Origin of the sequence: uncultured Gelidibacter sp. (genome assembly GCF_947500795.1) — a bacterium.
Lineage (GTDB): Bacteria > Bacteroidota > Bacteroidia > Flavobacteriales > Flavobacteriaceae > Gelidibacter.
In genome coordinates, this window is the sequence record NZ_CANMTE010000004.1 from 280,492 (window position 1) to 295,690 (window position 15,199).

A 15,199-nucleotide genomic window follows, 5' to 3' on the forward strand; every position below is an offset into this window, starting at 1 on the left:
TTAAAATGATGCCGACTACATATTAATCATACAAAAACAACACACTATAATGAATTTAGAATCACCTAAAGTAACCGTTGAAAAAAATCCGCAAGAAGTTTTCGATTTCTTATCAGACGTCAAAAATTTCGAGCAATTAATGCCTGATAACATCAGTAAATTTGAAGTTTTGGGTGATGATAAGTTTTTATTTGCATTGAAAGGAATGCCAGAAATCGTATTGAAGAAAAAAGAAACTGTTGCCCCTAACAAAATCATCCTTGGAGCAGCTGGCGGAAAATTAGATTTTTCATTAACTGGCGATATTCAAGAAACAGGAACCAATCAAAGTGAAGTGAAGTTGACTTTTGAAGGCGAATTCAATGCTATGATGGCGATGATGATTAAAGGCCCTATCTCAAAGTTTATTGAAACTTTGGTCAACAATATGCCAAAAGCAATTTAATACATTAGGGTCACTTCTTTAAAATCAAAACTTTTAATGATATTGTCCTCTACTCTAACTAAGAGCTGACCAATATCTGAGACACCTACAATATATCCAGCAAACAGCGAACCTTCAGCATTTTTAAATGTTGAAGGTTTGTTTTTTCTGAATAGATGGGATTCATATTTTGATTTCAATAATTTGAACTGTCTATTCTGCAAATAGTTGAAGTGAATTTCAATCTGCTTAAGCACCGTATTCAATACTTCCTCCAGATTATGAACGTGACCGGATAGCAACAATAAGGATGACGCCGAAGGTAAATCATTAAAATCAGTCTGATTCACATTCAAACCAATCCCAATTACCGAGCCCGAAATCACATTGAGTTTAATGACATTCTCAATTAAAATACCCGCAATCTTTTTATTGTCTGACAAAATGTCGTTAGGCCATTTTACTTTTACATCCGTTAATCCTAAGCTATTTAGGGCTTCGTGTACTGCCAAAGACACCGCCATACTGATGTAGAAATGCTGCGAAACTTCAACAAAGGAAACATCTTTAAACACGCTAAAGGTTAGGTTCTTAGCCTCTTGAGAGCTCCAAACCGTACCCATTTGACCTCTACCATTTGTTTGAAATTTAGCAACAACGGCCAACCCATCTTCCGCATTCCCCGCCACACTTAGCTTCTTTAAGTAAGTGTTGGTTGAATCAATGGCATCAAGTTTGATAATACGCATGTGCAAGCTTTGAATAATTTATAAATTTCTTATGAGATTTTAAGGCGTAAAACAACTAAAATTATAATAACTTTGCACAAATTTAATTTAAATTAATGGCCAAAGAAAATAATAACTCAGATGAACTGATTACCACTATCATAGCTGGTATTGAAGACGTCAAAGGAAAAGAAATAAAAATTCTCGATTTAAGAGAGATTGAAAACACGGTTTGTGATTATTTCATCATTTGTGAAGGAAACTCAAACACACAAGTTAACGCCATTGTTAATGCCGTCCAAAAGAAAGTAAGCAAAACACTTAAAGATCACCCTTGGCATGTAGAAGGAAGTGAAAATGCAGAGTGGGTTCTAATAGATTATGTCAATGTGGTAGTGCATGTTTTCCAAAAGCATATTCGCCAATATTACGATATTGAAAGCCTTTGGGGTGACGCTAAAACAACCGTTATAGAAACTAGTTACTAAAAAAAGATTAATGTCAAAAGAAAATAAGAATTTAAACAAAAAACCAAAGTTAAGTCCGTATTGGATTTATGGTTTGGTGATAGCTGCTTTTTTTGCAGTTCAAATATTCTCGGGTGGTTTTGGTGGACAAGATGCCAAAAGCACTACTCCTTCTCAGTTTTTTGATTATTTAAAAAAGGGCGATGTCGCCAAAGTTGAAATAGTCAACAATAGAGAAGCTAAGGTTTATTTGACTGATGAAGCTTTAAAATCAGATACTCATAAAGGCACCAAACCTAATAACATCCTTCCTTCTGTTACGCCTAGTCCAAACTACAGGTTTGAATTTGGTGATTTAGCACTTTTTCAAGAGGAAATCAGATCTACTATTAACGAAAACAACCTCACCAACACTGAAGTCACTTTTGAGACTGAGCATAATGTTTGGGGAGATTTCCTAATCGGTCTGTTACCGTTTGTACTTATTATTGGTGTTTGGATTTTTATAATGAGACGTATGTCTTCTGGCGGCGGTGGCGGCGCAGGTGGGCAACTCTTTAACATCGGGAAATCGAAAGCAAAGCTATTTGATGAAAACACTGATGTTAAGACGTCTTTTAAAGATGTTGCAGGGTTAGAAGGTGCTAAAGAAGAAGTACAAGAGATTGTAGATTTTTTGAAAACACCAGAAAAATACACCTCTTTAGGTGGTAAAATACCAAAAGGCGCATTATTGGTAGGACCTCCAGGAACAGGTAAAACCTTATTGGCAAAAGCAGTAGCCGGAGAAGCTAAAGTACCGTTCTTCTCATTATCAGGTTCTGATTTTGTGGAAATGTTTGTGGGTGTAGGAGCATCTCGAGTTAGAGATTTATTTAAGCAGGCTAAGGAAAAATCGCCATCAATTATTTTTATTGATGAGATTGACGCTATTGGTCGTGCCAGAGGTAAAAATGCGATGTCAGGTTCTAATGATGAGCGTGAAAATACATTGAATCAGCTATTGACTGAAATGGATGGTTTTGGAACCAACACTAACGTTATTGTTATTGCTGCAACCAATAGAGCTGATATTTTAGATAAAGCCCTTATGCGTGCTGGTCGTTTTGACAGACAGATTTTTGTTGACCTTCCGGACATCGTAGAACGTAAAGAAATTTTTGAAGTCCATTTAAGACCAATTAAAAAAGCTGAAGATTTAGATATCGATTTCCTTGCAAGACAAACTCCAGGATTCTCTGGAGCAGATATAGCAAACGTTTGTAACGAGGCAGCATTAATTGCTGCACGTAAAGGTAAAAAGGCTGTAAACAAGCAAGATTTCTTAGATGCTGTTGATAGAATTATTGGCGGTCTTGAGAAAAAGAATAAAATCATCACTGTTGATGAAAAACGTGCTGTTGCTTTTCACGAGGCAGGACACGCAACTATCAGCTGGATGCTGGAACATGCAGCACCTTTGGTAAAAGTAACAATTGTACCGCGTGGAAGATCGCTAGGTGCCGCTTGGTACTTACCTGAAGAGCGTCTGATTGTAAGAACAGAGCAAATGCTTGATGAAATGTGTGCTGCCCTTGGTGGTCGTGCCGCAGAAAAAGTAATCTTTGATAAAATTTCAACTGGTGCACTGAGCGACTTGGAAAAAGTTACCAAACAAGCACGTGCTATGGTTACTGTTTACGGTTTGAGTGAAAAAGTAGGAAACTTAACCTACTACGATTCTTCAGGACAATCTGAATATGGATTTACTAAACCTTACAGTGAGCAAACTGCAGAATTGATTGATAAGGAAATTTCTGAAATCATCGAAGAACAATACGCTCGCGCTATTAGAATCCTTGAAGAGAATAAAGATAAATTGACTGAGTTAGCTGAAGAGCTACTTGAAAAAGAAGTCATTTTCAAAGATAATTTAGAACGCATTTTCGGGAAACGTCCTTTTGAAAAAGATGTTTTAGAGCGTGAAAGAATCGAAAAGGAAGCAACAACTGCCGCTGAAGAAATTAAAGTTCCTGCAGAAGACGTCAAAAATGACGAAGCTTTAGATTAAAGACATTATTTCATATTCATATAAAAAACTTAAATTAATCAGTTGTTAATTTAAGTTTTTTTATATTTGGAGTAACCATTATTAAAACTAGGATAACAACTAGGTTAATAGCACCACTACATGAGTCTATTTCGTAAAATTTTCGGCTTAAAAAATACGCCAGAAGATAACATAAAAAGCGAAGAGAGAGGCAAATATATGCCTGAAATCAAGCTACCTATAGACGAGAAATTTACTATAAATTTTAAGGCCAACGGTGGAAAGTTTCTGTATTGCGAAAATATGGAAGAAATCTACAAATCCTTAAAGAACATTCTTCAAGAAAATAACTGGGAAGATAAAAAAGTATTTTTGCTCGATTCAAGACTAAAAGAACTTTTTAAGGACTTTGAACTTAAGGATTCTAAACAACCATCAGAATGTGAATATTTCCTTTCTACCTGCGAATATTTAATTGCAGATGATGGTTCTCTTCTAATCTCTTCAAATCAGATCGCTGAAAAAAAATTAAGAGATCTACCTCCAAATTTTGTGATCTACGCGACCACGAGCCAATTTGTTGAGAATATTGGTGAAGGTTTACGAGGCATCAAAAACAATAACAAAGACAGAATCCCAACAAATATTACCACCATCAAACATTTCAAGACTTTAGAAGATAAAGACTTTCTTACTTATGGAAGTAGCTCAAAAAACCTATATTTGCTGCTACTTGAAGATTTATAATGAAATTTTTTACTTTATTCCATGTTCAGAAGTCTATTTCAAATACGTCATCTGTCAATAAAACATTTTAATACTCACAGATGAAGGAACTTAGTACAAGAGCCATTTCTGGCGCTATCTATATCTCATTGCTCATATTATCCATTTATTGGCAATATGTATTGGTGGTTCTCTTTTTTGTCTTTGGACTCATTTGCATGGCCGAGTTTAAAAAACTCATCCAACTAGAGAGTAAAGCTCCATATATTGTTTTCACCATCATGTATCTCGGATTTAGCGTTTGGTGCCTAATCCCTGAAACCGACGCTGGTTTTAATGAAGCCATTCAAATTCTTCAGGTTATTACCATATTTGTTCAACTGTTCTTGATTAAAGATTTATTTTCAGAAAAAACAATACCATTATTTGAATCCAAACGTTTTATACTCACGACCTTCTATCTTACAAGTGCATTCATATTTTTGATCATGATTGCTAACAATGGTAAGGAGTTTACACCATTGTTACTACTTGGTTCCTTTGTACTTATTTGGGTGAATGACACTGGTGCGTATATTGTAGGTAAGAATTTTGGAAAGCAAAAGTTGTTTCCGAGCGTATCACCAAAGAAAACATTTGAAGGCTTTTTAGGCGGTTTATTTTTTGCTTGTGTGGCCAGTTATTTTATTGCGCGACTTACAGGTGAATTAGATTTCACAAATTGGTTAATATTGGCTATCATTGCTAGCGTTTTTGGAACTTTAGGCGACTTGATTGAGTCTAAGTTTAAAAGACAAGCCGGTGTAAAAGACAGTGGCGTGATCATGCCTGGGCATGGCGGTTTGTTAGATCGGTTAGATAGTATTATTTTTGCAGCACCATTTCTATATTTATTCTTAAGATTATTCCCATATGTTTCATAAAGAAGGCCATAAAATAGTCATGATTTCTATTGCACTTGTTGTTATAGCCATTATGAGCATAGATTATTTTGTTACGTTATCTTGGTTAAGAACCACCCTAATGTTGGTAGTGATAGCGTTTTTTATCATTATTCTTCAGTTTTTTAGAAACCCGAAGCGTATTGGGACACTCCATGACCATCATGCCTTATCACCAGTAGATGGAAAAGTAGTTGTAATTGAAGAGGTTTTTGAGAAAGAATTTTTTAAAGACAAACGTATTCAGGTGTCTGTATTCATGTCGCCAATAAACGTCCATGTAACGCGTTATCCTATTGGAGGCAAAGTAGTGTATAGCAAATACCACCCTGGAAAATATTTAGTGGCATGGCATCCAAAAGCAAGTGAAGAAAATGAACGTACTACTGTTGTAGTAGAAAACACCTTCTTTGGCCAAGTGTTATACCGTCAAATTGCTGGCGCGCTGGCAAAACGTATTGTCAATTATGCACAAGTAGATGCTGATGTAAAACAAGGAGCGGATTCTGGGTTTATAAAATTCGGATCGCGTGTGGATTTGTTTTTACCGCTAGATGCCGATATAAAAGTAGCACTTAATCAAAAAGTAAAAGGTGGTATTAGTGTGATTGCCGAAACAAAATGAATTCCGAAAAATTAGATATTGAATTTCGTGACGCCGTAGAACGCATAAACAGTTATACAGGCGCATTCCCTGCTGATTTGTTATTAAGGCTTTACGCGTATTACAAGAAGGCTACAAACGATTATTCTAGCCCTAGTGGTAAGAAACCGATCATTAATGCATTTAAGACCAATGCCCTTTTTCAGATAAAAAGTGTTACTCAAGATGAGGCGAAACGCATTTATATTGATTTGGTCAACAATTACTTTCTCTACGGAAAATAAATATTTTTCTGCCTCCCCTTTTTGAATGGTTCCTTTTGAATTTTATCTGGCTTATTTAGTAATTGACTTTTAATTTGTCACATACTTAATCCTTTTTGAACATTCTAAAAATTGTAAGAAATAGATTAATATATTAGCAGAATGAATAGCAACACAATACTCAAGAAAGATTATATCGCTATACTGATCATAAGCGTACTGTATTTTTTGATGATTAAAAATGTAGTGCCTGCAACGGTGTATTTGATTATCGCTATTATTGTAAGTCTCTACTTTTTTCCTCTAAAGTTGTTTTTAAAGGATTCCACAGTGAGTGTTTCCAAAAAGAAAACTTTTATTGGCGCACTATCCTATTATGTAACCGGTAATATTATTGCACTTTCTGCGCTAGTCTCTTTTCAGGATGGTCCTGGTTTTATTAATACCGCAATTACAATTTACAGCCTTATAAATTTTGGGTTATTAGTATACTTTTATATGACCGAAAACATAAGCTACAACTTTATATTAACCTGTTGTGTAACGCTGTTGACCGCTGCTGTTTCTGCGATTTAAAATAAAAACGTTTTAAATAAAAAACTGGAATAGTAAGTTCACTTTCTATTCCAGTTTTTTTTATGAATTAATAAGTTGTTCTAATCCCTAATCAAAGGCATCGTACTGCAACGTAACAAGCCTTCTTGTTTCGAAATTTCGGCATAAGGCACTTCTTCTACCGTAAAACCGTTCTTACGTAACCACGTATTTAAACGCGTAAAATTCTGTTCTGAAATAACCACATCTTCAGAAATGGAGAAGATATTACTATTCATATGATACATTTCTTCTCGGGTGATGTGGAATAGATTCTCCTTTCCAAACAAATTGACCAAGTACATATAGTCGCTTTCCTCTCTAAATCCGCTCTTGTAAATAATGCCTTTATCTTTTCCGACCGGTTGAAAGCAACAATCTAAATGCAGCGCATTATCTCTTGGTTCAATTCTCGATTTCACCAAATCAAATTCCTTGACTATTTTATGAGGAAATAACTCCTTTATATAATTAACGCCCTGAATATTGGTCCGAGCCGTAATATAATCCTTATAATCGCTGCCTTTATACGTGCCAATGAAGATATGATCATTCCAAAGCATCACGTCTCCACCTTCTATATGAACTTCTTCTGGCGGACGTACAACTTTTTTAGGATCAATTTGATCGATGACATATTGAATCGCATCCAGCTCCTTTTCTCTATCAGGAAGAATGTTGGCTTTAATGAAGATGTCATCTATAACAAAAGCAATATCACGTGCAAAAATTTGATTGTAGTCCTCAATCTGTTCAGGACGGTAGACTTTTACATCATATTTATCAAAAACTTTGGCCACAGCCTCCATTTCAACAACCATATCCGCTTCAATAGGATATGTACCGGCTTTGATATGTTCCAATGATTTTGGATCATAAGCCTCTTCTATTTCAGGTGTTGGACCATTACTAACAGCTGTACCTAAAACCACGGCCCTTAAGCGTGAGGTTTCATTTTTAACATTCAGTTTGAGCATAATCTTAAGTATAAAAAAAAGCTCCATCTATAAGAATGAAGCTTTTTGCATTAATATTTATATTTTAACGCTTATCAATCGATTTAAAAGACCTTAAAGTTTCTCCAATATAAATCTGTCTTGGTCTACCTATTGGTTCCTTATTCAATCTCATTTCACGCCATTGTGCAATCCAACCTGGTAAACGTCCTAATGCAAACATTACTGTAAACATATCCGTTGGAATACCCATAGCTCTGTAGATGATTCCTGAATAGAAATCTACGTTTGGATATAACTTACGATCTACGAAATAAGGATCTTTTAAAGCTTCTTGCTCTAGGGCTTTTGCAATTTCTAAAATTTTATCTTCAACACCTAAATCGTTCAACACTTCATCAGCTGCTTTTTTAATGATTTTAGCTCTAGGATCGAAGTTTTTGTACACACGGTGTCCGAAGCCCATCAAACGGAATGGATCCTCTCTGTCTTTGGCTTTTGCCATGTATTTATCAGTATCTCCACCATCAGCGTTAATGCCTTCCAACATTTCCAACACAGCTTGGTTAGCACCACCGTGAAGTGGTCCCCAAAGTGCAGAAATACCTGTAGAAAGTGATGCAAATAATCCAACGTGAGATGAACCTGCTATTCTTACTGTAGATGTAGAACAGTTTTGCTCATGATCAGCATGAAGGATCAATAATTTATCCAACGCGTTTAATACGATAGGATTCATTTTATACTCTTCATTAGGTTGTTTGAACATCATTTTCAAAATGTTCTCTACGTAACCTAAATTTTTATCACCATAATCTAATGGTAAACCATTTTTCTTACGGAACGTCCAAGCAACCAATACTGGGAATTTACCTAAGATTTTAACGATGGCTTTATACATATCCTCTTCAGAATCTACATTCACTGAAGATGGGTTAAACGCTGTCAATGCACTAGTAAGTGAAGCAATAACACCCATTGGATGCGCCGACTTAGGAAATGCATCTACTATTTTGCGGATATCTTCGTCAACAACAGATTGCGCTTTAATATCTGCATGGAATTTTTCCAATTGCTCTTTTGTTGGCAATTCTCCAAAAATCAACAAGAACGCTACCTCAAGAAAATCTGCCTTTTCGGCCAATTCCTCAATAGAGTAACCGCGGTACCTTAAAATTCCTTGTTCACCGTCTAAAAATGTAATGGCACTCTGGCAAGAACCTGTATTCTTATAACCTGGGTCCAGTGTAATAACACTATCTGTAGTACTTCTTAAACTGCTGATATCAATGGCAACTTCTTTTTCAGTGCCTACAATCAGTGGGAATTCGTATTTTTTACCGTCTATTTCTAACGTAGCTTTGTCTGACATATGTTTTTATAAGTTTATTTTGAGTTTGTGTATCTGAAAAGATGTCACGAATTTACAAAATATATCACTATTCTGAAAGCAAGTTAACAAGCATTTTAACAATCCTAATATTTATAAAATCTATATAGAAACCTTCATAACACACCCGAGATTGAATGGTTTTATTAATTTTACCCTATTCCAAATTAAGGTATAGTACCTCCTCTTTTGTAGAGGTCAACTAAAAACTCATTTTTACTAATTTGATTATTACATGCGACTCCCAATTTTCATATTCTTATTATTTCTCACCGGATATACTCATGCACAGGTGATTAATGTTGAAACGATGAGAAAGAAAACCGATTCTGCAAAATGGACAGGTTCTGTAAGTTTGGATGCGAGCTTAATAAAAAACAAGAACAGTATCTTTAAAATTGCTACTAAAGCCGATGTTCAGTATAACAATAAAAAAGAATTATGGCTTTTTGTCAACGATTTAAAGTTTGAAAAAGCAGCAGAAAAATCCTTTGTCAATAAAGGTACCCAACATTTACGTTACAATCATAAAGTTATGGAAACCATAAAGATGGAAGGGTTCGTCCAAGCGCAATATGATGCTATTTCAGAAATTGATTTCAGGGGATTAATAGGCGCTGGACCACGATTTAAATTGTCGTCTGATGAGGATTATCGTTTTTATTTGGGAACGCTTATCATGTATGAATATGAACAAACGTCCGAAATTGAAAACAACAAAATAAACAAGGACGTGCGCGGCAGTACTTATTTTTCGTTCAGCATTTATCCTACAGAAACCATCGGCATCATTAGTACGAGCTATTACCAACCCCGCTTGGATGCTTTTAAAGATTACAGGCTGTCGAGCACCACAAGTGTCTTGTTTAAGATTTTGGAGAATCTTGCGTTTAAAACAACGTTTACATACAATTTTGACGCTTACCCAGTGGTTACAATACCAAAAGCCCAATACGAGTTAACGAATGGGCTTTTATATACGTTTTAAAAACTAAGGTTTATTTCAGCTTAAAGGCGTTAGTTTGTGGAAAGTAAGCCACATGTTCCAATTCTTCCTCTATGCGCAACAATTGGTTGTATTTCGACATACGGTCACTACGTGATGCTGAACCTGTCTTAATCTGTCCTGTATTCAACGCTACTGCCAAATCCGCAATAGTGTTGTCCTCAGTTTCTCCTGAACGGTGAGACATTACAGACGTGTAGCCCGCATTGTGAGCCATATTGACTGCTGCAATAGTTTCCGTTAAGGTTCCAATTTGGTTTACTTTAATTAAAATTGAGTTGGCAATACCATTTTCAATTCCTCTAGATAAACGTTCTACGTTAGTCACGAACAAATCATCGCCCACCAATTGAACCTTATCACCAATTTTCTCAGTTAAATATTTCCAACCTTCCCAATCATTTTCATCCATTCCATCTTCAATAGAAATAATTGGATATTTAGATGCTAATTCTGCTAAGTAATCCGCTTGCTCTGTGCTTGTTCTTACTTTTCCAGTTTCGCCTTCAAATTTGGTGTAATCATATTTTCCATCCACATAAAATTCTGCGGCAGCGCAATCTAAAGCAATCATAACGTCATCACCTAAAGTGTAACCAGCTTTATCAACTGCTTTTTTGATCGTATCCAAAGCATCTTCCGTACCACCAGCTAAGTTTGGTGCAAAACCACCTTCATCGCCAACAGCAGTACTTAAGCCTCTATCATGAAGAACATTTTTTAGGTTGTGGAAAATTTCAGATCCCATTTGCATGGCATGGGTGAAATTTTTCGCTTTTACCGGCATAATCATGAATTCCTGGAAAGCGATAGGCGCATCAGAATGTGAACCACCGTTGATGATGTTCATCATTGGTACAGGAAGCGTGTTTGCAGAAACACCACCTACATATCTGTACAACGGCATGCCCAATTCTCCTGCTGCTGCTTTCGCAACGGCCAAAGAAACACCCAAAATAGCATTAGCGCCTAATTTTGACTTGTTTTTGGTACCGTCCAAATCGATCATCATTTGGTCGATTTTATTTTGTTCAAATACAGATGTTCCCAAAAGTTCCTGAGCAATCTTAGTGTTGACGTTTTCTACCGCCTTAAGCACACCTTTGCCCATATAATCTTTACCACCATCTCTAAGTTCTACTGCTTCATGTTCTCCCGTAGAAGCGCCAGACGGTACTGCAGCGCGTCCCATAATCCCGTTTTCTGTAACGACATCCACTTCTATTGTAGGATTGCCACGTGAATCAAAAATTTGTCTTGCATGAATGTTGATGATGATGCTCATTGTTATAATTTTTATTAGTGTTGTTATTAATTTTTATTGATGACACATTGAAAAGCCAATGGTTTCCATGCCCCACACTGTTGCTAATTTACAAAATACTTACCCCAATCCCTTAATTGGGTTTCAGAATTACGTTTAAAATCAGCTATAATGTTTGCGCAATGAAGAAACCTCAAAAAACACTGAGGTTTTTTGAGGTTTTACTACTATATATTTTTAATGTTTTCTATAAACTGATCGAACAAATAAGAGGCGTCTTGTGGCCCTGGACTTGCTTCCGGATGGTATTGTACCGAGAAACAGTTTTTAGACTTCATACGCATTCCTGCTACAGTCTGATCATTTAAATGCAGGTGTGTAATTTCAAAATCTGGATGCTTTTCAGTTTCCTCCTTATTGATAGCAAAACCATGATTCTGTGAAGTGATCTCTCCTTTTCCAGTAAGTAAGTTCATTACAGGATGATTGATCCCTCTATGTCCATTATGCATCTTATAAGTTGAAATTCCGTTAGCTAATCCTATCACCTGATGCCCAAGGCAAATACCGAAAAGTGGTAGGTTACGATCGATGATTTCTTTTGCTACAGAGATCGCATTCTCTAAAGGTTCTGGATCTCCAGGCCCGTTAGAAAGAAAGAATCCATCAGGATTAAAGCTATTCATCTCCTCAAAGGTTGCAGTGTATGGAAACACTTTGATGTACACATCTCTCTTAGCAAAATGTCTTAGAATATTCTTCTTAATTCCTAAGTCTAACGCTGATATGCGGTATGTTGCATTTTCATCACCTACAAAATAAGGTTCTTTAGTGCTTACTTTGGAAGCGAGTTCCAAGCCATTCATATCAGGTATTTCAGCCAATTGCTTCTTTAGACCTTCAATATTGTCAACCTCCGTAGAAATAACAGCGTTCATCGCGCCATTTTCTCTGATATAGGTTACCAAGGCACGTGTATCGACATCTGAAATGGCCAATAAATTATTTTTATCAAAAAAATCTTCAAGAGATCCTTCTGCTGATGGTCTTGAATAATTATAGCTAAAGTTCTTGCAGATTAATCCTGCAATTTTAATAGAATCAGATTCTACTTCTTCAGCATGAGTCCCATAGTTACCAATATGTGCATTGGTAGCTACCATCAATTGTCCGTAATATGAAGGATCTGTAAAAATCTCTTGGTACCCAGTAGTTCCAGTATTAAAACAAACTTCTCCAAAGGCCGAACCTTCTTTACCTACTGATTTACCGTGGAAAATTGTGCCATCTGAAAGTAGAATAATGGCTTTTTGTCGTTTATTATATTTCATAATTCGAAAAGAGTTTGGCAAAATTGCATAAAAAAAAGGATAAACTAAAATGTTTATCCTTTTTATATTTATAAATGTAATCCCATTTATTCTTCTTCTTCGTTGGTTGCCTTTTTATCAACAGCTGGAGCAGCAGGTGCCACAGCAGCGTCAGATTTTTTAGAACGACCTCTACGAGTAGTTTTCTTTTTAGGTTGCTTATCTACATTGTAAATTTCGTTGAAATCTACTAATTCGATCATTGCCATATCAGCGTTATCACCTAAACGATTTCCTAATTTAATGATACGTGTGTATCCTCCTGGACGATCGCCAACTTTTGGTGCAACATCTCTGAACAATTCAGCTACCGCTTCTTTTTGTCTGATTCTGCTATACACAATACGTCTGTTGTGTGTAGTGTCTTCTTTAGACTTTGTAATCAATGGCTCAACAAATTGCTTTAAAGCTTTTGCTTTTGCAACTGTAGTGTTGATGCGCTTGTGCTCAATTAAAGAACAAGCCATGTTTGCCAACATTGATTTTCTGTGTGCGGTTTTACGACCTAAATGGTTTACTTTTTTTCCGTGTCTCATGACATTTTTGTTTACATCATCTTGCTACAATATCCGTTCGTCGGAGAGCAAATTATGATGGGTTATTTATTAATTTTTGATTTATGACTTCCGAATTACGACTTCAACATTCCAAAATCGTAAATCTAAAATCGTAAATCGACTAGTCTTTATCTAGTTTGTATTTGCTTAAGTCCATTCCGAAGTTCAAACCTTTAACGTTTACTAGTTCTTCTAGCTCAGTTAATGATTTTTTACCGAAGTTTCTGAATTTCATTAAATCATTTTTATTGAAAGATACTAAGTCTCCTAAAGTATCAACTTCTGCAGCTTTTAAGCAATTTAATGCACGTACAGAAAGATCCATATCAACCAATTTGGTTTTCAATAGTTGTCTCATGTGAAGTGATTCTTCATCATAAGTCTCCGTCTGTGCAATTTCATCAGCTTCTAATGTGATACGCTCATCAGAGAATAACATAAAGTGATGGATTAAAATCTTAGCCGCTTCAGTTAACGCATCTTTAGGATTGATTGATCCGTCCGTTTGAATTTCAAAAACCAATTTTTCGTAATCGGTTTTTTGCTCAACACGGAAGTTTTCAACTGCGTACTTTACATTTTTTATTGGCGTATAAATTGAATCTGTAAAGATGGTTCCAATTGGTGCAGAAGCTTTTTTATTCTCTTCAGCAGGAACATAACCTCTACCTTTTTCAATAGTCAACTCCATGTTGAAGTTTACTTTAGAATCTAAATTACAGATTACCAAATCTTTGTTCAACACTTGAAATCCTGATATGAATTTTTGGAAATCGCCAGCAGTAATTTGGTCTTGTCCTGAAATAGAAATGGTAACAGTTTCGTTATCAATTTCATCAATTTGACGCTTAAAGTTAACTTGCTTTAAGTTCAAAATAATTTCAGTAACATCTTCAACTACGCCTGCAATTGTAGAAAACTCATGATCTACACCTTCAATTCTAACAGAAGTAATAGCAAATCCTTCCAAAGAAGACAACAAAACTCTTCTTAAAGCATTTCCTACTGTTAATCCGTAGCCAGGTTCAAGAGGTCTGAATTCAAACTTACCTTCAAAAGGTGTTGAATCAATCATGATTACTTTATCAGGCTTCTGAAAATTTAATATTGCCATAGTGTTCTTCGTTTTAATTGTTAATTAGTTGCGCGGTCTATAAGTATGAAGAAGACTAATAAACCCTTTGGCTAATTCCCAATATAATTAATTATTATTTAGAGTATAACTCAACGATAAATTGTTCGTTGATATTTTCTGGAATTTGAACTCTTGCTGGAACTGATACATAAGTTCCTTGTTTAGTTTCGTTGTTCCATGTCATCCACTCATAAACAGTGTTAGAGTTAGACAATGAATTTTGAATAGCATCTAGAGATTTAGATTTTTCTCTAACGGCAACAACATCTCCAGCTTTTAATTGGTAAGAAGGAATGTTTACGATTTCTCCGTTTACAGTGATGTGTCTGTGAGAAACTAATTGACGTGCTCCACTACGAGATGGTGATAAGCCCAATCTGAAAACTACGTTATCTAAACGAGATTCACATAATTGTAACAATACCTCACCAGTAATACCTTGTGCAGCAGTTGCTTTTTTAAACATGTTTCTGAATTGCTTTTCTAATATACCGTAAGTATATTTCGCTTTTTGCTTCTCCATTAATTGGATTGCATATTCAGATTTTTTTCCACGACGCTTGTTAGCACCATGTTGACCTGGAGGATAGTTTCTTTTTTCGAAAGCTTTATCATCTCCGAAAATAGCTTCACCGAATTTTCGGGCTATTTTAGTTTTAGGACCAGTATATCTTGCCATTTCTTAAATTTAATTATGAGAGTGTTTATGAATTAAGGTCTTAATCTTATCCTTCGATAAACAGTG

General features: G+C 35.6%; 17 protein-coding genes. 9 read left to right on the forward strand and 8 right to left on the reverse strand.

Annotated elements, in window-relative coordinates; genetic code table 11:
• Positions 1-49 precede the first annotated feature (49 nt).
• Entirely contained in the window at positions 50-445 is a 396-nt protein-coding gene (locus tag Q0947_RS11370; protein WP_299397333.1) for an SRPBCC family protein, read from the forward strand.
• Here Q0947_RS11370 and Q0947_RS11375 read toward each other — a convergent pair.
• Positions 442-1,173: a biotin--[acetyl-CoA-carboxylase] ligase gene (locus Q0947_RS11375; RefSeq protein WP_299397336.1), complete on the reverse strand. Its 732-nt coding sequence runs from the start codon at positions 1,171-1,173 to the stop codon at positions 442-444. The two genes, Q0947_RS11370 and Q0947_RS11375, sit on opposite strands and share 4 nt — an antisense overlap.
• Positions 1,174-1,268: 95 nt before the next feature.
• On the opposite strand from Q0947_RS11375, the gene rsfS reads away from it, so the two are divergent.
• The 7 genes from rsfS to Q0947_RS11410 all read left to right on the forward strand — a co-directional run bounded on the left by rsfS (position 1,269) and on the right by Q0947_RS11410 (position 6,758).
• Positions 1,269-1,640, forward strand: a complete 372-nt coding sequence (gene rsfS, locus Q0947_RS11380) for a ribosome silencing factor (RefSeq protein WP_299397339.1) — start codon at positions 1,269-1,271, stop codon at positions 1,638-1,640.
• 10 nt (positions 1,641-1,650) lie between these two features.
• A complete protein-coding gene (ftsH, locus tag Q0947_RS11385) occupies positions 1,651-3,669 on the forward strand; it encodes an ATP-dependent zinc metalloprotease FtsH (protein WP_299397342.1) in 2,019 nt (672 codons plus the stop codon).
• Positions 3,670-3,789: 120 nt separating this feature from the next.
• On the forward strand, positions 3,790-4,395 hold the full coding sequence (locus Q0947_RS11390; protein ID WP_299397345.1) for an LUD domain-containing protein: 606 nt from the start codon (positions 3,790-3,792) through the stop codon (positions 4,393-4,395).
• 80 nt (positions 4,396-4,475) lie between these two features.
• Positions 4,476-5,297 (forward strand): phosphatidate cytidylyltransferase, encoded by an 822-nt coding sequence (locus tag Q0947_RS11395; protein ID WP_299397348.1) that lies wholly within the window; start codon positions 4,476-4,478, stop codon positions 5,295-5,297.
• Positions 5,287-5,940: a phosphatidylserine decarboxylase family protein gene (locus Q0947_RS11400; protein ID WP_299397350.1), complete on the forward strand. Its 654-nt coding sequence runs from the start codon at positions 5,287-5,289 to the stop codon at positions 5,938-5,940. The genes Q0947_RS11395 and Q0947_RS11400 overlap by 11 nt, the downstream gene beginning before the upstream one ends.
• The gene (locus Q0947_RS11405) at positions 5,937-6,203 is read left to right on the forward strand and encodes an acyl-CoA-binding protein (RefSeq protein WP_299397353.1); all 267 of its coding nucleotides are present in this window, start codon (positions 5,937-5,939) and stop codon (positions 6,201-6,203) included. The genes Q0947_RS11400 and Q0947_RS11405 overlap by 4 nt, the downstream gene beginning before the upstream one ends.
• A gap of 141 nt (positions 6,204-6,344) precedes the next feature.
• A complete protein-coding gene (locus Q0947_RS11410) occupies positions 6,345-6,758 on the forward strand; it encodes a hypothetical protein (RefSeq protein ID WP_299397354.1) in 414 nt (137 codons plus the stop codon).
• Between the two features lie 80 nt (positions 6,759-6,838).
• Here Q0947_RS11410 and Q0947_RS11415 read toward each other — a convergent pair whose 3' ends face one another.
• A complete protein-coding gene (locus tag Q0947_RS11415; RefSeq protein WP_299397357.1) occupies positions 6,839-7,753 on the reverse strand; it encodes an arginine deiminase family protein in 915 nt (304 codons plus the stop codon).
• 64 nt (positions 7,754-7,817) lie between these two features.
• On the reverse strand, positions 7,818-9,104 hold the full coding sequence (locus tag Q0947_RS11420; protein ID WP_299397361.1) for a citrate synthase: 1,287 nt from the start codon (positions 9,102-9,104) through the stop codon (positions 7,818-7,820).
• A gap of 328 nt (positions 9,105-9,432) precedes the next feature.
• Here Q0947_RS11420 and Q0947_RS11425 point away from each other — a divergent pair, with 328 nt between their 5' ends.
• Positions 9,433-10,110, forward strand: a complete 678-nt coding sequence (locus tag Q0947_RS11425; RefSeq protein WP_299397364.1) for a DUF481 domain-containing protein — start codon at positions 9,433-9,435, stop codon at positions 10,108-10,110.
• Positions 10,111-10,120: 10 nt separating this feature from the next.
• On the opposite strand, the gene eno is transcribed toward Q0947_RS11425, so the two are convergent.
• The 5 genes from eno to rpsD all read right to left on the reverse strand — a co-directional run bounded on the left by eno (position 10,121) and on the right by rpsD (position 15,133).
• The gene (eno, locus tag Q0947_RS11430; protein WP_299397367.1) at positions 10,121-11,413 is read right to left on the reverse strand and encodes a phosphopyruvate hydratase; all 1,293 of its coding nucleotides are present in this window, start codon (positions 11,411-11,413) and stop codon (positions 10,121-10,123) included.
• 206 nt (positions 11,414-11,619) lie between these two features.
• Positions 11,620-12,723 (reverse strand): glutamine-hydrolyzing carbamoyl-phosphate synthase small subunit, encoded by a 1,104-nt coding sequence (gene carA, locus Q0947_RS11435; protein ID WP_299397369.1) that lies wholly within the window; start codon positions 12,721-12,723, stop codon positions 11,620-11,622.
• Positions 12,724-12,809: 86 nt separating this feature from the next.
• Positions 12,810-13,298 carry a 50S ribosomal protein L17 gene (gene rplQ, locus Q0947_RS11440; RefSeq protein WP_299397371.1) on the reverse strand — a complete coding sequence of 163 codons (489 nt, stop codon included), beginning with the start codon at positions 13,296-13,298 and terminating at the stop codon, positions 12,810-12,812.
• A 142-nt stretch (positions 13,299-13,440) separates the two neighbouring features.
• Positions 13,441-14,433: a DNA-directed RNA polymerase subunit alpha gene (locus Q0947_RS11445; protein WP_299397373.1), complete on the reverse strand. Its 993-nt coding sequence runs from the start codon at positions 14,431-14,433 to the stop codon at positions 13,441-13,443.
• A gap of 94 nt (positions 14,434-14,527) precedes the next feature.
• Complete coding sequence (rpsD, locus tag Q0947_RS11450; protein WP_299397376.1) at positions 14,528-15,133, reverse strand: 30S ribosomal protein S4; 606 nt, start codon at positions 15,131-15,133, stop codon at positions 14,528-14,530.
• Between the last annotated feature and the right edge of the window lie 66 nt (positions 15,134-15,199).